The 21,300-nt window shown below is 46.8% G+C and carries 21 protein-coding genes and 1 other annotated feature; of the genes, 2 read left to right on the top strand and 19 right to left on the bottom strand.

Translation table 11 applies throughout. The features are described 5' to 3' along the window. Positions 1–77: 77 nt before the first annotated feature. The 3 genes from resA to BM124_RS09475 form a co-directional block, all read right to left on the bottom strand. Positions 78–611, bottom strand: a complete 534-nt coding sequence (gene resA / locus BM124_RS09485) for a thiol-disulfide oxidoreductase ResA (protein ID WP_093337083.1) — start codon at positions 609–611, stop codon at positions 78–80. A 149-nt stretch (positions 612–760) separates the two neighbouring features. Continuing rightward, positions 761–2,923 carry a methyl-accepting chemotaxis protein gene (locus BM124_RS09480; RefSeq protein WP_093337081.1) on the bottom strand — a complete coding sequence of 721 codons (2,163 nt, stop codon included), beginning with the start codon at positions 2,921–2,923 and terminating at the stop codon, positions 761–763. Positions 2,924–3,280: 357 nt separating this feature from the next. After that, on the bottom strand, positions 3,281–4,465 hold the full coding sequence (locus BM124_RS09475; RefSeq protein WP_093337080.1) for an FtsW/RodA/SpoVE family cell cycle protein: 1,185 nt from the start codon (positions 4,463–4,465) through the stop codon (positions 3,281–3,283). Between the two features lie 183 nt (positions 4,466–4,648). Between BM124_RS09475 and BM124_RS09470 the strand changes: the two genes are divergently transcribed. Both BM124_RS09470 and BM124_RS09465 read left to right on the top strand, forming a co-directional pair. Continuing rightward, a complete protein-coding gene (locus BM124_RS09470) occupies positions 4,649–5,848 on the top strand; it encodes a DUF418 domain-containing protein (RefSeq protein ID WP_093337078.1) in 1,200 nt (399 codons plus the stop codon). A 193-nt stretch (positions 5,849–6,041) separates the two neighbouring features. Then, on the top strand, positions 6,042–7,331 hold the full coding sequence (locus BM124_RS09465; protein ID WP_093337077.1) for a glycosyltransferase family 2 protein: 1,290 nt from the start codon (positions 6,042–6,044) through the stop codon (positions 7,329–7,331). 70 nt (positions 7,332–7,401) lie between these two features. Here BM124_RS09465 and BM124_RS09460 read toward each other — a convergent pair whose 3' ends face one another. From BM124_RS09460 to BM124_RS09380, 16 genes are all read right to left on the bottom strand, one after another. Continuing rightward, on the bottom strand, positions 7,402–7,887 hold the full coding sequence (locus BM124_RS09460) for a chemotaxis protein CheX (protein ID WP_244504291.1): 486 nt from the start codon (positions 7,885–7,887) through the stop codon (positions 7,402–7,404). A 16-nt stretch (positions 7,888–7,903) separates the two neighbouring features. Then, a complete protein-coding gene (locus BM124_RS09455) occupies positions 7,904–8,263 on the bottom strand; it encodes a response regulator (protein WP_093337075.1) in 360 nt (119 codons plus the stop codon). Between the two features lie 33 nt (positions 8,264–8,296). Continuing rightward, positions 8,297–8,764, bottom strand: coding sequence for a chemotaxis protein CheW (locus BM124_RS09450; RefSeq protein ID WP_093337074.1), 468 nt, complete (start codon positions 8,762–8,764; stop codon positions 8,297–8,299). Positions 8,765–8,777: 13 nt separating this feature from the next. Next, complete coding sequence (locus tag BM124_RS09445) at positions 8,778–10,859, bottom strand: chemotaxis protein CheA (RefSeq protein ID WP_093337072.1); 2,082 nt, start codon at positions 10,857–10,859, stop codon at positions 8,778–8,780. A 224-nt stretch (positions 10,860–11,083) separates the two neighbouring features. Continuing rightward, on the bottom strand, positions 11,084–11,734 hold the full coding sequence (gene phoU / locus BM124_RS09440) for a phosphate signaling complex protein PhoU (RefSeq protein WP_093337071.1): 651 nt from the start codon (positions 11,732–11,734) through the stop codon (positions 11,084–11,086). Positions 11,735–11,750: 16 nt separating this feature from the next. Next, positions 11,751–12,572 carry a phosphate ABC transporter ATP-binding protein PstB gene (gene pstB / locus BM124_RS09435; RefSeq protein ID WP_093337069.1) on the bottom strand — a complete coding sequence of 274 codons (822 nt, stop codon included), beginning with the start codon at positions 12,570–12,572 and terminating at the stop codon, positions 11,751–11,753. A gap of 21 nt (positions 12,573–12,593) precedes the next feature. Further along, the gene (gene pstA / locus BM124_RS09430) at positions 12,594–13,502 is read right to left on the bottom strand and encodes a phosphate ABC transporter permease PstA (RefSeq protein ID WP_093337068.1); all 909 of its coding nucleotides are present in this window, start codon (positions 13,500–13,502) and stop codon (positions 12,594–12,596) included. Further along, positions 13,502–14,443, bottom strand: a complete 942-nt coding sequence (pstC, locus tag BM124_RS09425) for a phosphate ABC transporter permease subunit PstC (protein ID WP_093337066.1) — start codon at positions 14,441–14,443, stop codon at positions 13,502–13,504. The genes pstA and pstC overlap by 1 nt, the downstream gene beginning before the upstream one ends. 74 nt (positions 14,444–14,517) lie before the next feature. Then, positions 14,518–15,594: a PstS family phosphate ABC transporter substrate-binding protein gene (locus BM124_RS09420; protein WP_093337118.1), complete on the bottom strand. Its 1,077-nt coding sequence runs from the start codon at positions 15,592–15,594 to the stop codon at positions 14,518–14,520. A gap of 434 nt (positions 15,595–16,028) precedes the next feature. Next, the gene (locus BM124_RS09410; protein WP_093337063.1) at positions 16,029–16,772 is read right to left on the bottom strand and encodes an MBL fold metallo-hydrolase; all 744 of its coding nucleotides are present in this window, start codon (positions 16,770–16,772) and stop codon (positions 16,029–16,031) included. A gap of 194 nt (positions 16,773–16,966) precedes the next feature. Then, the gene (gene rpmA / locus BM124_RS09405) at positions 16,967–17,269 is read right to left on the bottom strand and encodes a 50S ribosomal protein L27 (protein WP_093337117.1); all 303 of its coding nucleotides are present in this window, start codon (positions 17,267–17,269) and stop codon (positions 16,967–16,969) included. An 18-nt stretch (positions 17,270–17,287) separates the two neighbouring features. Next, positions 17,288–17,617 carry a ribosomal-processing cysteine protease Prp gene (locus tag BM124_RS09400; RefSeq protein ID WP_093337061.1) on the bottom strand — a complete coding sequence of 110 codons (330 nt, stop codon included), beginning with the start codon at positions 17,615–17,617 and terminating at the stop codon, positions 17,288–17,290. 12 nt (positions 17,618–17,629) lie between these two features. Continuing rightward, positions 17,630–17,938, bottom strand: coding sequence for a 50S ribosomal protein L21 (rplU, locus tag BM124_RS09395; protein ID WP_093337060.1), 309 nt, complete (start codon positions 17,936–17,938; stop codon positions 17,630–17,632). 11 nt (positions 17,939–17,949) lie between these two features. Then, positions 17,950–18,023 (bottom strand) — a sequence feature (ribosomal protein L21 leader region). Between the two features lie 50 nt (positions 18,024–18,073). Then, the gene (locus BM124_RS09390) at positions 18,074–19,582 is read right to left on the bottom strand and encodes an Rne/Rng family ribonuclease (protein ID WP_170841076.1); all 1,509 of its coding nucleotides are present in this window, start codon (positions 19,580–19,582) and stop codon (positions 18,074–18,076) included. Next, positions 19,509–20,453: a M50 family metallopeptidase gene (locus BM124_RS09385; RefSeq protein WP_093337056.1), complete on the bottom strand. Its 945-nt coding sequence runs from the start codon at positions 20,451–20,453 to the stop codon at positions 19,509–19,511. The genes BM124_RS09390 and BM124_RS09385 overlap by 74 nt, the downstream gene beginning before the upstream one ends. Continuing rightward, positions 20,446–21,231 carry a M23 family metallopeptidase gene (locus BM124_RS09380; protein ID WP_093337055.1) on the bottom strand — a complete coding sequence of 262 codons (786 nt, stop codon included), beginning with the start codon at positions 21,229–21,231 and terminating at the stop codon, positions 20,446–20,448. The genes BM124_RS09385 and BM124_RS09380 overlap by 8 nt, the downstream gene beginning before the upstream one ends. Positions 21,232–21,300 lie beyond the last annotated feature (69 nt).

Here is a 21,300-nt window from a genome sequence, read left to right as displayed (position 1 = left end):
GCCTCTTTCTTTATTCTACAGAAAATGAGCTTCTTCCTGCTTTCTTATACGTGTTCATTCAAAGAAAAAGAACCGGATCAGGACGGTTCTATTTCTTCCATATACCCCCTCATTTTTTCTTCTGTCATCGCTCCGAGAAGGACACGCTGCACCGTTCCGTTTTCATCTATCAGGAACGTGGACGGCAGTGGATTGACGCCGTAACGATTGAGAACACTTTTATTTTCATCAATCGGCATCGGAAACGATAAGTTATAACGGTCCGCAAAACGGTTCACAGCGAGCTGTGATTCACCAACATTGACGGCAAGTACTTCCACACCGCGGTTTTTAAACTCTTTGTACAGTTCGTTCATGTGGGGCATTTCTTCTTCGCAGGGCGGGCAGTATGTGCCCCAGAAATTCAGAAATACTCCTTTTCCCCGGAAACCTTTCAATTCCACCTGTTCACCATCAGCTGTTTCCAGCACAAAATTGGGAGCTGTCTCTCCCTCCTGAACATTGGTCTCTTCACCGGACATGAAGTTTGTATAAAAGACATAAGCGAGCATCACGGAAATTGCTCCCAGTATCGAAGAACGCATAATCAATCGTTTGCGCTTTTTTGCCATTCAGAATGAACCTCCTCTTGATTCCATCCATAAGATATTATACCACTTCCAGTATAAATCTTTTTTCAGCATAATGCATTCCACATAAAAGCGTTTTTTCAAAAGAAAGAGGAGGCTTCTTCTTGTGTAGAAGAAACCTCCTCTTTCTTTTATTCATCATCTTTCCTTCTGGTGGATTCTGTTTCGGAAGTTGTGTCGTTCTCTTCTTCGTGCGTGTCTTCCCCGCTTTCTTCGTCTGCCTGCGTCTCTTCTTCGTCCTCCGGGCGCAGCTCGGGACTTTCGTTTAATTCGTGATGTTGATTTTCTTCGTGCGACACTCTAAACTGACGGATTAACGCAGAAAGGGTTTCGCTTTCTTCATGAAGAGACTCTGCGGAGCTTGCTACAGAACGCATCGCTTCTTTCTGTTCATCCACTGATGCATTTACTTCTTCGGCTGAGGCTGCATTGGACTGCGATACTTCTGCAATTCTCGTGATGGCGTCCTCCACTGCCTGTCTGCGTTCATCCATCATTGGAATTTCCTGCAGCAGCCGCTGCACGACGCTTGAAATGGATTCCCCGGTTTCTTTTATCTGCTCAAATGAATCTTTGACAGACTGCACCGCGTCCTGCTGTTCAGACGAAACATGGCGGGACTGCTCCACCGTCTCATGAACCTGGTCTGCTTCATCGGTCAGACCTTTCAGAATGGTTTTCACTTCATCGGCTGATGCGCTGGAAGCATCAGCGAGTTTGCGGACTTCTTCGGCCACCACGGCGAATCCTTTTCCGTGTTCCCCCGCGCGTGCTGCCTCAATGCTGGCGTTTAAGGCAAGAAGGTTGGTCTGCTCGGAAATATCCCCGATGGAACCCATTGCTTTCTGTATATCTTCGAGTCTTTCCGAGAGACGGGCGAATACGTGCTCTACTTCTTCCATCATCGTCTGGGATTCGCCGGCTTTTTCTGTCAGCGTTGACACTTTGGCGGCTCCTGCTTCATTTATTTCTTCCGATGCTTTGGAACGATTTTCGATTTCTTTCATCTGTTCTTCCAGAAACATAAAGGCCGTCGTGAGTATCTGCATCTCCTGTTTGGTGTTTTCCGCTTCTTCGGCCTGGGACACAGCTCCCTGCGAGATGTCATAGACAGCATTTGCCACTTCTTCTCCGGAAGCACTCGTCTCTTCCGAAACGGCGCTGAACTGTTCGGAAGAAGAAGCCACCTGGGAAGCTGATCCTTTCACCTGTTCTGCAAGGGTCCGGAGATTTTCAGCCATTTTATTGAGATCCCGGCCCAGATAATTGATTTCTTCGTGCGAACTTCCCGGAAACTGCACGGTAAGATCCCCTTTGGCCATATCGTTTACTCTCTCCTGCATCTGCTTCACCGGTCTGGTAATTCGTCTCGATATAATGACGGTAATGATAATAGACAGAAAAATCGCGGCGGCAGCAATGATAATAATGGTATTGCGGATGCCCGCTGACTCCGACGCCATAGCCTCATCCGAAAAAGCCGTTCCAATCACCCAGTTATTTGTTTCCAATCTGTCGTAGAACAGGCTGTACTCTTCATTTTGGTGTGAAAAGGCAATTCGTCCACTTCCCTCCGTATCTAAAACAGAAGCAAGTGACTCTCCTTCTTCGATCTGTGTGCCGTTCTGCTCCGGATGGGCAACCACAGATCCACTGTCACCGATCAGTGTCATAAATCCGTTGTAAGGTACATCCATTTCCGCCATCATTTCATTCAAATGAGACAGTGACACATCCATACCTACTACGCCGACTACATCATTGGTGAGCGGATCCACCACTGCTTTTCCTGCACTGATCACATAGTTACCGCCATCTTCACTTTTGTAAGGTTCTGTCCAGGCCGTCTGCTCCGGCGTTTCTGCTGCTGCCTGATACCACGGACGTGTGGTGGCATCCATGTCTTCCACATCGACATAAGGTGTCGTATGAGTTCCGCCGTTGGCCGCACCTGTAAATGTAAGTTCAACGCTGTCATAACTGTACATAAAACGGTTCATCACTTTTTCGACATCACTGTAACCGTTTGAATAATCCGGACCGTTCTCACTCTTTTCCCGTAAGAAAGAGGTCACTCTTGTGTCCGCGCTGATCATATCAAGATGGTTTTCAAAGGTTTCAAAATACTGTTCAATATATCTTTTCTCTTTTTCCACCGTGTTCATTCCTGTATCCGCAGCATTTTCCTCTACCACGTCTGTCATTTGATAGTAAATAATGATGGCAGCCGTAAGCAGCGATACGGTTACGAGACCTCCTGTAAGAAGAATCAATTTCGTGTTCAGTTTACGCATGTTTCCATCCCCTTTTTTATGTAACACATCTGGGATTTTAGGCTTAACTATGGTGTCATTGGTGTATTGTTGAGCCCACAATCCCGAAAATCATACCTTTGCCTCATATAACTGCTGGTCTTAATATCGACGAGCTGTCTGAATTTTTAATACATTTTTTAAAAAAAAGTGGATACATACCAGCTATTGAAGATACCGCTGCGGTGAAAACATTCTGCGAATGTTTTACGGGGACTGCAGTGCGGGGCTTAATAAAAAAACCGGACAATATATCAACGCGGGTTACCATCACGAAGGACTATCGTCCGGTTTTTAAGGAATTCTATATTTTAACGCTCCTGCCTGTCTCAGCGGAAGCTACTCTTTCTGCTGTTCGAAAAAATACGTTTTGGAATGGTAACGGACACTCATCACGATACCGAGAGCGAACATGGTCGCCACGATGGAACTTCCTCCGTAACTGAGGAGCGGCAGCGTAAAACCTGTAACCGGCAGAAGACCGAGGCCCATGCCGATATTCTGAAAGATCTGAAACCCAAACATCCCAATCAGGCCGGCACACAGGTATTTACCAAATGCATTGTGGCAGCGGAGTCCTGTCATTAATATCTGATACAGAAGCACGAAATAAAGAGTGATGACAAACGCTCCACCCAAAAAGCCGTGCATCGAACTGATCACCGCGAAAATAAAGTCGGTGTGCGCCTCCGGGATATACACCGATGATTTCGAACTGCCGTAAAGCTGTCCCGACCCGATGGCTGTCATCGCCTGAGTCACCTGGTACCCGGCATCTACGTTTTCAAATGGATTCAGCCATCCATTAATACGCTCCACCTGATAGTCGGGAAGATTGGAAAGAAGATAACGTTCCACCCATTCCGGGAACTGGTAAAAGGCGAATACAAAGGCAAGACCGGCGGTAATCGGACCTCCGATTAACACCGTGAGAATTCTGTACGACATCCCCGACACAATCAGCAGCGCTGTAACAATGGCGCCGATCAGCATAATGCTTCCCATATCCGGCTGCCGGTAAATCAGAAAAACGGCCGGTGCAATCAGTACTCCTATTTTGAGAAGCAGCCAAAGATCCGTTTGTATCGACCGGTTCTCACGGTGGTTGGAATTGTGCCGGTAAATCACCGCACTCAACGTGATGACGAGAAAGATACGCATGATTTCCGACGGCTGTACCGTGCCGACACCCGGCACCCTGAACCAGCTGACCGCCCCATTCTGATAGGGAGCAAACATTTCATTAGGGCCGATAATATCAAGAACCAACAGCGAAAACAGACCGATGCCGTATAAAAACCAGTGAATGTTCATGTAGTACTCAAAATCAAAGTGCAGCACAGCAAGCGCTACGCCGAATCCAAGGACAAAATACATCATCTGTGATGTATGGAATGTTCCCTCATACTGCCCCATCTGCTGGGCGTGGTAAATATAAAAACAACTTACGACGCCGAACAAAAACAGGACAAACAGCATATTAATATCATATTGTTTTTCATTGATTGGATTATGCAGACTCACCAATACATCACCAGCATTTCTCTATGGTTGAAATTTCCCCATAAAAATCATACACGATAATGAATGAAACGTATAGAGGAAAACACCACACAGAAATTTCAATACAGTCGTAAAGGATGTTAAGCTTATTGGACATGGCACGTTTTATGAACCGTATTTTAAGCAGAAGGAGCTGTTTGTCCAATGAATACAGCCAAAAAACAAAACCGCATCGTATCCCTTGATATGTTAAGAGGATTTGCTCTGCTCGGCATTTTGACCGCCAATATGGCTGTGTTCAAGTCTCCGGCCTTCCAACTTCAGAGTATTCCGGGCGTATCTCCTTCTTTTCCTTCCGACATGCTGGACAAAGGCGTAACGTTTATGATCGACTGGCTTGTAATCGGCAAATTTTATCCTTTGTTCTCTTTTCTATTCGGGATTGGCTTCTTTCTTTTCTATGAAACACTGAAGGAGAAGGAAATGAATGCGGAGAGGTTGTACAAGCGCAGGCTTGCCTTTTTGATGGCTGCCGGGCTTGTTCATTTGGTATTCCTGTGGTCGGGCGACATCCTGCATACATACGCCGCTGCCGGCCTGCTGCTGCTTCCTTTTATTCACCGACGTTCCCGCACCGTTCTGACGTGGGCCGTTCTCCTGCTTGTCACGACATCGTTATTTACTTCGTTTCTTACAATCAGCGGAAATTTTTATGCAGCGTCGGGAAGCGGATACACCGAGCAGGCGCTGGCCGGTGCTGCCAAGGCGGAAGACGTGTATTCGAGTGGTTCCTACAGCGACATCCTCCGCTACCGGCTGGATGAAGAAATACCTCTCGTCCTTTCCAACCTTGTGCTGAATGTCCCGCAGATTCTCGGTTTATTCCTTATCGGTCTGTATGTCGGCAAAAAGGGACACGTGCAGCGTGCAGACAAACACCTGAAAGGGTGGAAAAAAACGATGATATTCATGCTCTCGGCCGGTGGACTTCTGTCGTTTTTGTACGCCGCCCTTCTTCATGGTCTGCTTCCCCTTCCGCTCTGGCTTGCCGATGGAGCAGCTCAAGGAATAAATATGATAGCAGGACCGCTGCTGATGCTTGGGTACACGTCTTTCTTTGTCATCATCACTCAAAAACGCCGGTTTTCCACATTCCTTCAACCAATCGCCGCAGCCGGCCGGATGGCGCTTACAAATTACCTGCTGCAAACGGTAATCTGCCTCCTGCTCTTCTACGGATTCGGCCTGCAGCTGTTTGGTACGATGGGAGCCGCTTCAGGATTTCTTATCACCCTTGTTATTTTCAGCACGCAGACCGCTTTCAGTTACCTCTGGCTGACATATTACAGCCACGGCCCAATGGAAAAACTGTGGCGTCTCTGGATATACCGTCCCTTTCGCTAAAGAAGCCGGTCAGCAGAACGGCTTCTTTATCATTTTTCATATTCCCTTAAAATTCCGTTCATATTTCTCTGATAAGATAAATTAGAACGATATTTCATTTGTTGTACAACCAGCAAACGATGTGATTGTTTCGCTCTATACTGCCTTATTGTTCCAAAACTTCAAGACTATACAAAAATAGCGGGGGATCAGCATGGACTCTGCAGCATCTTTTATCAACCATTTCAATTTGGCTGTTTTTCTACTTTTCATCACCTTGTACGCTTATCAGATTGTTTATATGTTCATCTCTTTCAAAGCGAAAAAAAAGCTCCGGTCCGAAAGCGGCAGAGATCCGGGCCGTCTTCACAAATTTGCCGTCACCATTGCTGCCCGGAATGAAGAACTTGTCATTGGACAGCTGATTCAAAGCATCAAAAACCAAAATTACCCCGGAGAACTGATTGATATTTTTGTCGTGGCTGACAACTGCACCGATTATACCGCGCGTGCTGCCCGAGAGGCAGGAGCTGTTGTCAGAGAACGGTTTTCCAAAAACCGTATCGGGAAGGGCTACGCACTCAACTATATCTTTCAGGCAATTGAAAAGGATTACGCCTCCAATCAGTACGACGCCTATCTTGTGTTTGACGCCGATAATCTGCTTGATGAAAATTATGCGGCACGAATGAACGACGTTTTCAATGAAGGGTACCGTGTCATCACCAGCTACAGAAACTCCAAAAACTTTGATCAGAACTGGATTTCCTCCGGCTATGCCTTGTGGTTTATGCATGAAGCGGAATATCTCAATCTTCCGCGGATATTTACGAATAACAGCTGCGCCGTTTCCGGAACAGGATTTTTGGTTGATGCTGATCTGATTAAAGAAAATGGAGGCTGGATTCATCATCTGCTGACAGAAGACATTGAATTCTCTGTGTCACAGGTTATTAAAGGGGATAAAATCGGCTACTGCAGAGATGCTGTCTTTTATGATGAACAGCCGGTGACATTTAAACAGTCCTGGACACAGCGGTTACGCTGGGCGAAAGGATTTTACCAGGTGTTCGGCCGTTACGGAAAGAATTTATTCCGGAGCATCTTCAAAGGGAAACAGAACAAATTTTCGTGCTATGACCTGGCCATGACCATTTTCCCGGCGCTGCTTCTTTCTTTTCTCAGTATTGTGGTGAATGGCTCGTTCTTTTTGGCGGGAATCTTTGAGTTTATGGAAGCCGAAGAGACGATGAAGGCCACGATGACAGCAATGTTTCAGTCCCTTGGCTGGATGTATGGGATTCTGTTTATTCTTGGTTTTTTAACAACCTTAACGGAATGGAAGGAAATTCACTGTCCGGGATGGAAAAAAGTCGCTTATACGGTTACGTTTCCTCTTTTCATGCTTACTTATGTACCAATCGCCGCTGCGGCACTTTTCAAGGACGTTCAATGGAAACCCATCGCCCACACCGTCGTGAAATCCGTTGATGATGTCCGGTAATATGTATATCAGGCTGCTTGCCGGAAACGCCGGTAGCAGCCTGATTTTTTCTAAATAGGTCTGTCAGGTTTTATTCGTTTACTCTTGGCGTAATCGAAACATGAAGCAAGACTTCCCCAGCTTCGCTCGTGAGCGGTATCGTAAGAAACGTTTTTTCCACACGGAACGTCGACCGGCCCTCATTGATGACCGGCGGCGAAATATCAATGGCTGCTTCTGCTTTGGCAAGCTCACTGGCAGCTCTGCCTGCCACCCAGTTACCGAATTCCTGAATGGCGCTCCAGCCCATTTCATCCAGTGTCTCCACCTTCATCCCTCCCATCATGCTTCCTACAATAGAAAGGGCGGTCTGGTTTTTCATCGTACAGATGATCTGTCCCTCCAGGGTTCCGTTTACTCCCATTACGACAGAAATATCAGAAGACATAAACTGACTGCCGGAAACATATGGTTTGGAGAATCCTGTCTGCATCCCCAAATGTTCTTTTACGATGATTACTGCAGCATTCGTAATCGCATTGATGTGCTGTGCATTCATTTGTGGTGCTGCACTCATAGTAAGACTCCCCTCTTTATCCCATTACTTTCTGAACGGCGTCCATGACCCGGTCGGCCTGAAATGGTTTTACAATAAAATCTTTTGCTCCGGCCTGAATGGCATCAATCACCATCGACTGCTGTCCCATGGCAGAACACATAATCACTTTCGCCCCCGGATGCTGCTGCAGAATTTCTTTCAGAGCCGCGATACCGTCTTTTTCAGGCATTGTAATATCCATCGTTACCAGATCCGGCTGTGTTTCATTAAACAGATCGACTGCTTCCTGGCCGTTTGCCGCTTCCCCTGCAATGTCAAAATCATTTTTCGTTAATATATCTTTAATCATCATTCGCATAAATGATGCATCATCCACAATAAGTACAGAAGCCATGTTTTCACCTCACGTATTATTTCCTTGTCCTTTCTACATGCCGGAACGTTGTTTTTCTTCTGGTTTGTTCAGTATTTTATCAATATGAAGAAGTGTGAACAGGCGGTCCTCCAGCTTGACAACCCCCCGCAGATATTCTTCAGCCACCCCCCCTACAACTTCCGGAGTAGGTTCAATGTTTGAAGCGGCAATATCCATGACATCGTTCGCTCCATCTACAATAAAGCCGATATCACTGTTATCTCTTTTCAAAACGAGAATTCTCGTCGCTTCATCGTAATCCCTGCTTTCAAGGCCGAACCTCTTTCTTAGGTCCAGAACTGGTGTAATGATACCCCGCAGGTTCATAACACCGATGATATAAGGTTCCACTCCCGGAATACGGGTGACCGTCTGCATTTTTTCAATGGACTGCACATCATTTACTTCGATTGCATACTCTTCATCTTTCAGTTGAAAGACAATCACTTTCACATACCCATCAGCTGTTTCTACGGCCATTTCTGCCACCTCCTTATTTAATCAGCGCGTTTGAATCAAGGATGAGGGCTACCTGCCCGTCCCCGAGTATCGTAGCGCCTGATATGGCAAATACATTCGACAGGTAACTGCCGAGTGATTTCAATACCACATCATGCTGGCCGATCAATGAATCTACGACCAATCCCGCAATCTTGTCTCCCTTGCTGACAATAACGAGGGAATAATATTCATTCCCCTTTGCTGATTCTCTGTCGGGAACTTCAAATATTTCATTCAGGAAGACAAGAGGGATGACGTTTCCTCGGAAATCAATGACTTTTTGGGCGTGTGCGCTGTACACTTCATTTTTGTTCACGATCGCTGTTTCTACAATAGCGGTGAGTGGCACACCATATTTTTCTTTTCCTATTTCAACAAGCATAACATCAATGATAGAAAGAGTGAGCGGAAGCTGGACGGAGAATAAAGAGCCCTCGCCATATACAGAATTCACAGTAATATTTCCGCCCAGTGTTTCGAACGTATTGCGCACGACATCCAGTCCTACACCTCTTCCGGAAATGTCTGTGATTTCCTGCGCTGTGCTGAATCCGGAAGCAAACATAAGCCCGAATATCTGCTGATCATTCATTTTTTCCAGGTCCTCTTCGTTTACGACACCATTTTCAAGCGATTTTTTTATGACCTTTTCCTTGTCAATGCCATTGCCGTCATCCTCGATTTCAATGAAAACATTATTTCCGCTGTGGTAGGCACTCAAATGCACATTACCCTGGGCAGGTTTTCCGGCAGCTTCACGGACATCCGGCTGTTCTATGCCGTGATCAATCGAGTTGCGGATCAAATGAACGAGAGGATCGCCAATTTCGTCAATGATCGTACGGTCGAGTTCCGTCTCAGCCCCTGAGATTTCAAGGTTCACATTTTTGCCGAGTTCTTTGGAAAGACTTCTTACCATTCGCGGGAAACGGTTGAATACCTGATCCACCGGCATCATTCTCATATTCAGGATGATTTCCTGAAGATCACCTGAAATTCGTGACATGCGTTCCACTGTTTCACTGAGCTCATTATTATTGAGCTCGCTTGATATCTGTTCAAGTCGGCCCCTGTCGATGACCAGTTCTTCGAACAGGTTCATCAATACATCAAGCCGGTCAATATTCACCCGGATTGTCTTATTGAGTTCACTTCCCTTTTTGGAGCCGCCGCTGTGTTTTTCCGATTTATCTGATTTAGCAGATTCTTTCTGTTCGTCTTTTTTGGCTGGCGCGCTCTCCGCCGGCTCTTCAGCATTAGACGGACTGGTGCTTTCTGCTTCCGGAACAGGTTCTTCCACATTAACGACTTCCACAGACACGTTCGTTATTTCTGAAACTTTAAGAACACGCTGCTTCAGTTCTTCCTGTTCCACACTGGAAATTACGGTGATCACAAAGGAGAATTCGAAATTTTCATCTTCCAGATCATCAGCGGGAGGAGTGGATTTAATAATGTCACCGACCTGCTCAAGCACATCAAAAATCATATAGACACGGGCTGCTTTCAACATCGTCTGTTCATCAAGTGTGATCTCGATTTTATAGGGGTTATATCCCTGTTCATAGGATTGTTTGAGCACTGTCCGCTCATATTCATCGTAGGATTCCTGAACCGCTGTCTGTTCCTGCATTGGTTTCTGCGGAGAATCCACAGCGGCAGCCGCCGTTTCAGACGCTGCTGCTTTTTCCTGATCTTTGTTCTGCAGCGCTTCAAGCTTTTGTACCGTTTCATTAACATCCCGGGAACCATCGCCACCACCCGCAATATCCGTGATCATTTCTTCAAGATCATCAACCGATTCAAACACAACATCCATGACATGAGATGTTACGCTCATCTGTTCATGACGGATAAGATCCAGCACATTTTCCAGATTGTGTGTCAGATGCGCAAGATCTTCGAATCCCATCGTTGCTCCCATCCCCTTTAAAGTATGGGCAGAACGGAAGATTTCCCCCACAATCGATATATCTTCCGGTGCTTTCTCCAGCTGCATCAAATGATCATTGAGTGTCTGCAGATGTTCCTGACTTTCATCAATAAATACTTCCAAATACTCAGATTGACCCATCATCCAAACCCCCTGATTCTGCAAGTTATCTATAATAAGAACTGTTTTTCTTATGTTTTTGTCTGTTACTCCACTTATATCGGTAAGTATAAGAAAAATTTCATAGTTCAGGAGTTATTTTTTCTTAAAAACTATTTTCTTTAGTTCGAAATACTCATTATACATTGGTTTTATCGTCCTTTAAATAAAAAATAACCGGCACAGGATATCTGCGCCGGCTGTATTTAATTTAAATCAAAATGTTTTCCGTTGGATTCATACACAATCCATTCCGCAAGATTTGTAGCATAGTCGGCTATCCGTTCTACGTAACGTCCGATAAACGCAAGCTGGGTCGTTTGTCCGGCGTTGGTTTCATCACTCAGCGTAAAAAGACTCTGAATATAGTGCTTGTACTTCTGATCCACTGTATCATCTAGTGTTGCAATGCGCTGCGCCCGCATTAAATCTCTGTTCTGATAAGCTGTCAACGCTTCACGAAGCATTTCTTCGGCAACATCCGCCATTTCCAGAATCGCTTTTATTTCATCTTCATTGCTGTTCTGCTCCATCCGCTTCGCTGCTTTCACAATATCTACTGCAAGGTCTGCGACTCTTTCCAGATCGCTCGACACTTTCATAGCGACGATAGTCGTACGAAGATCGGTCGCTACCGGCTGCTGCCGGGCAATCATCATCGTAGCGTCATCATGAATACGAAGTTCTATCCCGTTAATATCGCTGTCGCGTTCAATAAGGACATTCATCTCTTCTTCGTCCGGATTGTTGAGAAGATTCAACGCCTGTCTGAATGCAGCTATGACATCTTCCCCCATAGAGAAAATGTCTGCTTTCAGCTGCAGGAGCTCCTGCTCATACGTCCCTCTCACGCCCATACATCAGCCTCCTTACTCAGCCGAACCGGCCGGAAATGTAGTCCTCGGTACGCTTATCGTCGGGGGAGGAAAAGATTTTGTCCGTCCGGTCGTATTCGACGACTTCCCCGTTCAGGAAAAAGGCGGTGTTGTCTGAAATACGTCCTGCTTGCTGCATATTGTGTGTGACGATGATAATGCTGTAATTTTTCTTCAATTCCTGTACGAGTTCCTCAATTTTTAATGTTGAAATCGGGTCAAGTGCAGAAGTGGGCTCGTCCATCAGGAGTACATCAGGTTCTATCGCAAGACACCTTGCAATACAGAGACGCTGCTGCTGTCCGCCGGATAGACCGAACGCGTTTCTTTTCAGGTCATCCTTTACTTCTTCCCAGAGAGCTGCTCCTTTTAAGCTGCTTTCCACAATTTCATCGAGCACTTTTTTGTCTTTTATGCCGTGGATTTTCGGGCCGTATACGATATTTTCGTAAATGGATTTCGGGAACGGGTTCGGATTCTGAAAGACCATCCCTACTTTAGTCCGGAGCTGCTCCACTTTGTACTTTTTATCAAAAATATCCTGGCTTCTGTAATAAATACCGCCGGATGTCTTCACCGAAGGAATCATTTCCGTCAAACGGTTCAGAGTTTTAATAAACGTGGATTTCCCGCACCCTGATGGACCGATAATGGCAGTTACTTCCCGTTCCGGAATGTCCAGTTCGATATTTTTCAGGGCCTGATCTTCACCGTACCACAGATTAAGCTGATCGACTTTGTAAACCGAATCCCCGGTTTTTTTTGTTTCGGTTGTGGTGTTCTCTTCATATTCTGTATTTTTGTCCTGGCTTGCGAGCATCGTAAACACCTCTTTAAAAATTTAGAATCGACGTTGGAATTTGTTTCGTATCCATACGGCAATGGAGTTCATTAAAAGCAGCATAACCAAAAGAATAATAATTCCGGCTGCGGCTACCATGTGAAATTCTTCCTGCGGACGGTTTGTCCAGTTAAAGATTTGAATAGGCATGACGGTAAACTGCGACATAATGCTCTCGGGCAGGAAGGCGATGTAGGTCAGAGCCCCGATCATGATGAGTGGAGCCGTCTCTCCAATCGCCCGTGAAAGGGCAAGAATAGTTCCTGTTAAAATGCCTGGTACCGATGCCGGCAGTACGACCTTAAATATTGTCTGCCAGGTTGTCGCTCCCATCGCATAAGAAGCCTGCTTCAATTCGGACGGAACAGCGCGGAGAGCCTCCTGTGTAGATACAACGATAATCGGCAGAATAAGGAGAGACATTGTCAGCGCCCCTGCAATAAGACTGCGCCCTAAAGCCAGTTCCCGAACAAACAGCGTCAGCCCGAGCAGACCGAAAACAACAGACGGCACGCCGGCGAGATTGGATATATTGGTCTGGATAAGTGCTGTAAAGCGGTTCGGCTTCGCGTATTCCTCCAGATATATCGCTGTGCCGACTCCGAGTACAAAAGAAATCGGAGCAGTCAATGCCATCATCCAGATGGTTCCGATAAGCGGCGCCTTTAAGCCTGCCTGTTCCGGATGTCTGGAAGCAAAGTTCGTGAACAGCTGCCAGTCGAGCGAGCCAATTCCTTGAGTGATAATCCGAATAATAAGAATGAGCAGCATCAAAAGGCTGAAACCAACCGCCGTTGCGAATATGGTTTTGAATACGCGGTTTTTCCATTCTCTTTTTGGAAGATTGGATGGTGCGGATAAATGCTGCGTTTGTGCTCCTGGTGTAGTTTCCTGACTAACTTCCTTCATCAGTATTCCTCCCTGAATCGCTTCGAAATAAACTGGGCAAGAAGGTTCATGGCCAGTGTGAATATAAACAGTGTCATCCCGACGGCATAAATGCTGTAATATACGGTCGTGCCGAACCCGGCATCGCCAAGACTCATCTGTACGATATAAGCGGTCATGGTCTGCATGGAGGACGTGATATCAAGGCCCTGTGCCGGACTGCCGCCGCCTGCAACCGTTACAATCATCGTTTCGCCGATTGCTCTGGATATCGACAGAACAAAAGAAGCAATAATTCCTGATAATGCAGCGGGAAACACTACTCTAAGTGATACTTCCAACCGGGTCGCCCCCAGCGCAAAAGCTCCTTCCCTCATCGATTGGGGCACAGCACTCATAGCATCTTCCGACAGAGATGCCACCATTGGGATAATCATGATTCCCATAACAAGCCCGGGGCTTAATGCATTGTATATGGCAAGTCCCGGTATAACAGCCTGAAGCACAGGCGTCACGAAGGTCAAAGCAAAAAACCCGTATACTATAGTAGGAATACCGGCCAATACCTCAAGAATCGGTTTAATCGTTCTTCTTATCTTATCACTCGCATACTCACTCAAATAAATGGCTACCGCCAGTCCAACCGGTATCGCTACAACCATGGCAATAGCAGCTATTGTAAACGTACCAAGCAGGAGCGGTCGGATGCCGTAATCCGGATCCGAAAACATCGGATACCACTGGGAACTTGTAAGAAATTCAACAATCGACACTTCTGAAAAGAACGTAATTGTTTCGAAAAGCAGCGTCAGGACGATTCCGAACGTCGTTAATATAGAAATAATGGCACATATAAGAAACAACTTCGGCATCGTCTTTTCAGCTGCATTGGTTGCCCCTTTTTGTGAAGCTTTATCTTCTATCATTTTACGGATAGATGGCCGCTCATTGTCTGACATCATGCATCCCCTTTCTGTTTACCTTCATAAAACGAAGACAAAAGGTAAGATGCAGGCATCTTACCTTTTGGCCTGAGCTATTCTCCTGAACCAGATCCGGATCCGGACCCGGACCCGGACCCTGCTGCTTCTTCAATCTTTGTCGCGTTTTCCTGATACACTTCTTCCGTAGCGTTTACGTATCCAACTTCCAGAGCAAGATCGCCGACATTCTCGTTCAGGTACTGTACATAGTCTAGTACCTGCGGTTCCTGAAGGGAAGATTCTTTCACGTACGTGAACAACGGACGGGAAAGCGGTGCATAGGAACCATCGTTGATTGTTTCTTCACTTGGTTCAACCGGACCGTTACCATTGTCGATCGGAACGACTTTCAGGCTGTCCTGGTTTTCAGCGTAGTATGCGTAACCGAAGTAAGCGATACCGTTCGGGCTTCCCTGAACACCTTGTACAAGTACGTTGTCATCTTCAGAGAGCTGCGCGTTACGGTTAATGTCTTCGCCTTCAAGAATGGTTTCATGGAAGTAATCGTACGTACCGGAATCTGTACCCGGGCTGAAGCGCTGAATCTGTTGATCCGGCCATTCGCTGCGGACGTCACTCCAAGTTTCTGCACCGCCGTCCACCCAGATCTGCTTCAGTTCTTCTACTGTAAGATGATCAATGAAATCATTCTGCTGATTGACAACGACGGAAATGCCGTCATAGGCAAGAGTCATTTCAAAGTAATTGATGCCGTTCTCTTCAAGAGCCGACGCTTCTTCATCCGTGATTTCACGGGAAGCGTTACTCAGGTCTGTTTCACCGGCGATAAATTTCTCAAAACCGCCGCCGGAACCGGAAACACCAACCGGTGCCTGTACGTTCGGATGTTCTTTTGTATATTCTTCAGAAACTGCTTCCATAATCGGGAATACGGTGGAAGAACCATCAATTGCTACTTCTCCGGAGAGTTCTTCACCGCTGCCGGTAGAAGATCCTTCAGAACTGCTTCCTTCACCGGATGATGTTTCTTCAGATCCGCTGCCTTCGCCGGATGTTTCTTCGGACGAACCGTTTCCTGACCCCTCGGTTCCTTCAGATGAGCCTCCACCACATGCTGCCGCAAATGCAACGACCGCAGCGAGTGCGATGAACAGCCATACCTTTTTCATACTCAAAAGCACTTCCTCCTCTTTTTCTTGTTTAAAATAGATAAGGAGCTTGTCTCTCCCCACTCACAAGTGCAAGTATAAGAAACAAACATTAAGAACACATGGTGCTGATGTAAAGATTGTGTAAACATACATGAAGAAATGTAAAGAATGCTGTATGATTGCGTTTTTGTGTGCATATGATTCCCGTATAACAGGGATTGAAAGGGATGGCTTTTTTACATCCGAATCTTACCAGGACATTATTTTCTTCAAAATTTTTTGTAGAAAAAATCGGTATCTGGAGCCGGGATGCGATTGTTACGGTACGGTGCGGCTCTGTGAACACTAAACCGTTGGCCGCGTAGGCAGTGTCCACGGCCGGATGAACGTATCCAACAAGTGCCCGACCCGCTGACATAAAAAAGCTGCCCGCTATCGGACAGCTTTTTTCGTCAGGATAATGTTTTATTCCAGCCGGAAGATGCTTTTTCGACTTTGGTATCCGGGCATTCAATCTGCGCTTCTCCTATCATATCGTCATGCGTCCCGTAATGCGGCAGGTGGGTAAGTAAAAGATGAGGGACTTTGGCGAGCCCGGCCATCTGCCCCGCTTCTTCGCTTGTCATGTGGCCAAACGATGCACCGTCTCCGCCTTTGTATGCGGTGGATTCTGCAATCATAAGGTCTGCTCCGCAGGCGGCATGAGCCAATTCAGTCGAAAATCCGGTATCCGCCGAATAAAATAAAACTGCCGTTTCTGTTTGAACTCTCATGGCGTAACAGGGTACCGGGTGGGTTGTTTTGAAAAATGTAAAGGTAAAAGGACCGATTTCAAGCGGCTGGTCCGGAGCATAGTCTTCTGTTGGAATCGTACCCTGAAAAGACAAATTGTCAAAACCCGCCGGATCTTCGTTATGTCCGTAAATGGTGAGAGGCTGCTGGGGGGCATCTATTATGACCGGCTGAAGCAGACGGAAATAATGAAGAGCTCCAATATCCCCGACGTGATCATTATGATAGTGGGAAATGATAACCGCGTCGATATCTCCTAAATCACTGTACTGCTGCAGCTGGGAAATGACGCCGCTGCCGCAGTCAATAAGTATTTTATAATCTCCTTCTTCTATCAAATAACCGGAGGCGGCCTCTCCTGCTTCCGGAAATGCGTGCCAAAATCCTATGACTGTTACTTTCATTTTGTTTTCCCACCTTCCCGTTTTCTGTTTCTGCCTTCAGTATAAACCTGACACGGTGAAAATGGAAAGAAATTTTTCCAATACTAAGTGGCAGACAGGTTATTTTATCTCATCTACCTCTGCTCTTTTTTCCAGGCATGTAAAGAAAATGTAAAAAAAGCGCCCCGCGGGTACGGGACGCTGTTTGGCGTTATTTACGCTTCCTGCACTGCTTTTGCTTCGTTTGCGTAAACGCTCACCTGTTTTTTCTTTTTGCCGCGGCGTTCGAATTTTACAACGCCGTCCACTTTGGAGAAAAGAGTATCGTCACCGCCGATACCTACATTCTCACCAGGATGGATGCTCGTACCGCGCTGACGCACGAGAATGGAACCATTCGTCACGTGCTGACCGTCAGCCCGCTTCACGCCGAGGCGTTTCGCAATGGAATCACGGCCGTTCTTCGTACTTCCGACCCCTTTTTTCTGGGCGAAAAATTGAAGATCCAAATTCAGCAACATGTTTCTCACCTCCTGTCAGTCTGAAACGTGTATATAATCTCCGTACTGTTCTGCAATGGTCTGCAGGGAAATAAGCATTCCTTCCAGAAGCAGCTGCACTTCTCTGCCGGTCTGTTCCGCCAGACCTTCGGGAATGCGGCAGAAAAGATAACCGCCTTCATCTGCCAGTTCGACATCCAGATCCACTCCGCATACTTCATCCACCGCATTGACGGCTCCGAAGGAAACGGCCGAAGCACCGGCGCATACAAGATCGTACCCGTATGGTCCGCTGTCGGCGTGCCCGGACATCGAAAAAGCATCTATATTCCCGTTATCGCTTCGGTCCACCTTGATTTCTATCATGGCATTCCGGCCTTATGCTTCGATCTTGTCGATAATAACTTTCGTATACGGTTGACGGTGACCCTGCTTGCGGCGGTACCCTTTTCTTTTCTTCATTTTAAAGACAGTGATCTTTTTCTGACGTCCGTGTTTTTCCACTTTAGCCGAAACTTTCGCACCGTCAATATACGGAGAACCGGTTTTTACCTCACCGCCGCCGACAAAGATAACATTGTCAAAGGTAACTTCTTCGCCTTCGGAAGCATCCATTTTTTCCACGTATACTTCCTGGCCTTCTTCCACCTTGACCTGTTTACCGCCGGTTTCGATAATAGCGTACATCTTCTGCACCTCCTATGACTTAGACTCGCCGGCATAGGTGCCGTTTTTGGACTTGTAACCCATGCGTGTGCGGTTGAAGTTTGGTGCCAGCCAAACAACTAACAAAAGATATCTTATCACAGCCTTAGAACCGTGTCAATCACGCGCTTCGTGCTGTTTTTCCAGCACTTCTTTTCTTCGCCGGGCTTCTGTTTTACTCCCTGTGTAACGAATCACAATGTCCCTGTCCGACAGCCCTGAAATCGTAAAAATGGCAAAAGCGTAGCGCGCGCGCCACGTATCAAGAAGAAAAGAGCCATCTGTTTGCAGCCAGTCATATACCCGTTTAGGAAGTTCGATGACAAGTGCATCGGACTCCATGTCACGGCACTCGTGGATATAGCGCTCCGCCTGGTAGGCAAGCGTCTCCGCCGAAATACGGCGTCCTGTCCCGCGGCAGCCGCTGCAGGTTTCAAGCAATAGGTCTTCCACCCCTCTTCTTACTTTTTTGCGTGTCATTTCCACCAAACCCAGAGGGCTCATGCCGGCCACATTCGTCGTTGTCCTGTCATGTTTCAACGCCTTTTTCAGTTCTTGTATTACTTCCTCTTTATGGGAATCGTTTTTCATATCAATAAAATCAATGACTACCATTCCTGATATGTCACGCAGTCTTAATTGGGCTGCTGTTTCGGCAGCAGCTTCAAGGTTCGTGCGGCGGACTGTTTCCATCAAATCAGACCCACCGGTATAACGCCCGGTATTGACGTCAATCACTGTGAGTGCTTCTGTTTTTTCAATCACCAGAAATCCACCGTTTTTCAGCCACACATTCGGTTTTAATGCCCGTTCCATTTCTTTTTCAATGCCTTCAGCGGAAAAAAGATTTTCCCTGCCCTGATAATGAACAACTTTTTTCGTGTCCTTCTCTTCAAATCGAAACATTCGTTTCAACTGCTGAACGGCGGGAAAGTAGTCAGCAGTGATTTGATGAATATCGTCCATCGAATAATCCCGCAGGAGCTGTTCCACGATGCCGCCGCCATGCACTACCAAACCCGGCGTATGGGTTTTGGCAGCCAGCGTCAGGATTTCTTTCCAATCCGCGCGAAGGTAATCAATGTCTGCTGCGACAATATCAACATCAAGGTGCTCACAAACCGTGCGTATAATAACACCTTCTTCTTCGCGCAGCTGTGACTCCGCCCAGGTCCGCCAGCCTTCCCGGTTCTCTTCCTTCATTTTTTTCGAAATGCCGGTGTAGCCGCCATCCGGGAGATATACCGTATACTTTCCCGACAAAGACACATTTTCAGTCAGCCTGGCCCCTTTCTTTCCAAACTCTTCTTTCAGTACCTGCACCAGCACGGTCTGTCCTTCTGTAATAAATTCGGATATACTCCGCTTTTCCTTTTCCTCGAGCGGTTCCTGCTTCTGTTTATAGCCGATGAGTTCGTCACGGTACAAAAAGCCGTTTTTCTCCCGTCCGATATCAACAAATGCCGCCTGCATGCCGGGCAGGACATCTTTCACCCGTCCCTTATAAATATTTCCAGCAATCCGGTTTTCATCGGGGCGTTCCACAAAGATTTCAGTGACCCTGCCATTTTCCCGAAGTGCTGCTCTTCGTTCCGTTGTCGATGTATTTAAAAGAATATCGATCATACCTGCTGTGCCTCTTTTCATCTTTGCCGTTCGAGCTTACTATATGTTTCAGCGTCTCCATACCTTTTCTTTTTTTTGTGATTGTTTCAAGGATAAAAGATTCGGATAAGGTTTGTCCATTTTCTACAATATAAAAGAACGACACCCCGTGCCTGCGTATCAGCTTCGCAGCGTCCACCGGCCTCCGCTGCCAGGATATATGTCTGTATTCACGTGGATACGCAGAAAGAGGCTCTCCCGTTTTTTTGATTAAAAACCGGTAAAAACGATAAGTAAGCTGCTTCCACTCTTTGATGTGCACCATGATAAAAAAGGAGGCAATCAGCCAGGCCTGCATATGCAAAGGGATGTACACAGCGGCCAGAATGATGCAGACACCAAGAACGGCTCCGGATGTCAGCAGTGTTTTTTTCTGAGCCAGATAAAACGGAATATGGCGGGCATACAGACAGAACAGCAGCCTGCCGCCATCAAGCGGATGAATCGGCAGCAGATTAAAACAAAATAAAGATATATTATAGTGCATGAATAACGCATGGTCTGCGCTTCCCCAAAAAGCAGCCCCCTGCAGAAAGTAAGAAAGAGCGGCAAGCGGGAGATGCACGAGGGGTCCGGATGCTGCTACCACAGCCTCTTCCCGGAGCGGACGGGTTCCATATTCATCGGTTTCCATCATTCCGCCGAAAGGAAGCAGCGATATTTTCCGGATTTTCCATTCGTAATGAAGAGCAGCCGCGGCATGTCCAAGTTCATGGAGCAGTATGATAGTGAATAGAAGCATGAGGTCATAGAAATACCCCGTCATTACAGCTGTTCCCATCATCACCCAGAATAATGGATGGATGTGCAGGAGACGAAGCTGTTTAATCAACAGCAATCACATCCATCGGGTCGACGTACTGTCCATCCTTTTTCACGGCGAGTGCGTATCGTCCGTTTCCTTCACCGGCTTCGACTTTTCCCAGGACATCCCCGCTGGCGACATGGTCATACAGTTTCACATCAACCTGATCAAGCAGACCGTACCAGGATTCGCCTCCATCGTAGTGCTGTATACCAACAGCAAGCTCCCAGTCTTCATGAGGACCTGTGTGTATCACGAGTCCTCCGTTTACCGCCTCGATGTCACTCCCGCTTCCTGTTTCCAGCACGACTCCTTTTCCATTTTCGGAGAAACTCTCTGCCACCGTTCCCGAAACAGGAACAGCCGCCGGTTCTGCTCCTTCTTCTGCTGTGAAATCCGACGAAGCAGTGTCCGTCTCGGCGCCGTCCGGCAGAAACGCTACCGGACTGCCAAACCGTTCTTCATACCAGGCCGTAACCGCTGCAAATGGAAATTCTTCCTGAAAGGAACTTTCCACAAACTGCTTTGCTCCCTGAAAGGAAGGGTGCGCCGACTGAAATAAAATACCGGTCAAAAGGAACACCATCGCTGCCAGAAAACTCTGCAGCACCCAGACCCCTTTTTGTTTACGGCGCGGTTCCTGCCGTTTCTCCTGATCCTGCCATACATAAAATTCCGGCTCATGATAAGGCGCATCACTGTGGCTCGGATAATATCCATAAGACGGACTCCGGTCGTTTGCAGCAGCCCGTTTCCGCCGCTTGTGATGAACCTGTCTGCGTACTTTCTGAATATTTCTGTCCATCCTTCTCCCCCTTTTTCCATCAGACAGCTTGTTCACTTTTTCCTACTGCCGTCATTATATGAAAAAGTC

The organism is Salibacterium halotolerans (genome assembly GCF_900115625.1).
Lineage (GTDB): Bacteria > Bacillota > Bacilli > Bacillales > Marinococcaceae > Salibacterium > Salibacterium halotolerans.
The sequence above is the reverse complement of the archived record's forward strand: the minus strand, read 5'-3'. Positions and strand labels throughout refer to the sequence as shown.

What these genes read in the sequence shown, in the direction of transcription:
- BM124_RS09450 (WP_093337074.1), bottom strand. Translation starts at nt 8,764, where the DNA reads ATGGCCGTAGAAACAGCTGATGGGTATGTGAAAGTGATTGTCTTTCAA.
- BM124_RS09460 (WP_244504291.1), bottom strand. Translation starts at nt 7,887, where the DNA reads ATGAGTGCAGCACCACAAATGAATGCACAGCACATCAATGCGATTACG.
- BM124_RS09465 (WP_093337077.1), top strand. Translation starts at nt 6,042, where the DNA reads ATGGACTCTGCAGCATCTTTTATCAACCATTTCAATTTGGCTGTTTTT.
- phoU (WP_093337071.1), bottom strand. Translation starts at nt 11,734, where the DNA reads ATGGGCGTGAGAGGGACGTATGAGCAGGAGCTCCTGCAGCTGAAAGCA.
- BM124_RS09380 (WP_093337055.1), bottom strand. Translation starts at nt 21,231, where the DNA reads ATGGACAGAAATATTCAGAAAGTACGCAGACAGGTTCATCACAAGCGG.
- BM124_RS09390 (WP_170841076.1), bottom strand. Translation starts at nt 19,582, where the DNA reads ATGATCGATATTCTTTTAAATACATCGACAACGGAACGAAGAGCAGCA.
- resA (WP_093337083.1), bottom strand. Translation starts at nt 611, where the DNA reads ATGGCAAAAAAGCGCAAACGATTGATTATGCGTTCTTCGATACTGGGA.
- BM124_RS09470 (WP_093337078.1), top strand. Translation starts at nt 4,649, where the DNA reads ATGAATACAGCCAAAAAACAAAACCGCATCGTATCCCTTGATATGTTA.
- BM124_RS09480 (WP_093337081.1), bottom strand. Translation starts at nt 2,923, where the DNA reads ATGCGTAAACTGAACACGAAATTGATTCTTCTTACAGGAGGTCTCGTA.
- BM124_RS09400 (WP_093337061.1), bottom strand. Translation starts at nt 17,617, where the DNA reads ATGATAGAAATCAAGGTGGACCGAAGCGATAACGGGAATATAGATGCT.
- rplU (WP_093337060.1), bottom strand. Translation starts at nt 17,938, where the DNA reads ATGTACGCTATTATCGAAACCGGCGGTAAACAGGTCAAGGTGGAAGAA.
- BM124_RS09420 (WP_093337118.1), bottom strand. Translation starts at nt 15,594, where the DNA reads ATGAAAAAGGTATGGCTGTTCATCGCACTCGCTGCGGTCGTTGCATTT.
- pstB (WP_093337069.1), bottom strand. Translation starts at nt 12,572, where the DNA reads ATGCTCGCAAGCCAGGACAAAAATACAGAATATGAAGAGAACACCACA.
- pstA (WP_093337068.1), bottom strand. Translation starts at nt 13,502, where the DNA reads ATGAAGGAAGTTAGTCAGGAAACTACACCAGGAGCACAAACGCAGCAT.
- BM124_RS09445 (WP_093337072.1), bottom strand. Translation starts at nt 10,859, where the DNA reads ATGGGTCAATCTGAGTATTTGGAAGTATTTATTGATGAAAGTCAGGAA.
- BM124_RS09455 (WP_093337075.1), bottom strand. Translation starts at nt 8,263, where the DNA reads ATGGCTTCTGTACTTATTGTGGATGATGCATCATTTATGCGAATGATG.
- pstC (WP_093337066.1), bottom strand. Translation starts at nt 14,443, where the DNA reads ATGATGTCAGACAATGAGCGGCCATCTATCCGTAAAATGATAGAAGAT.
- BM124_RS09410 (WP_093337063.1), bottom strand. Translation starts at nt 16,772, where the DNA reads ATGAAAGTAACAGTCATAGGATTTTGGCACGCATTTCCGGAAGCAGGA.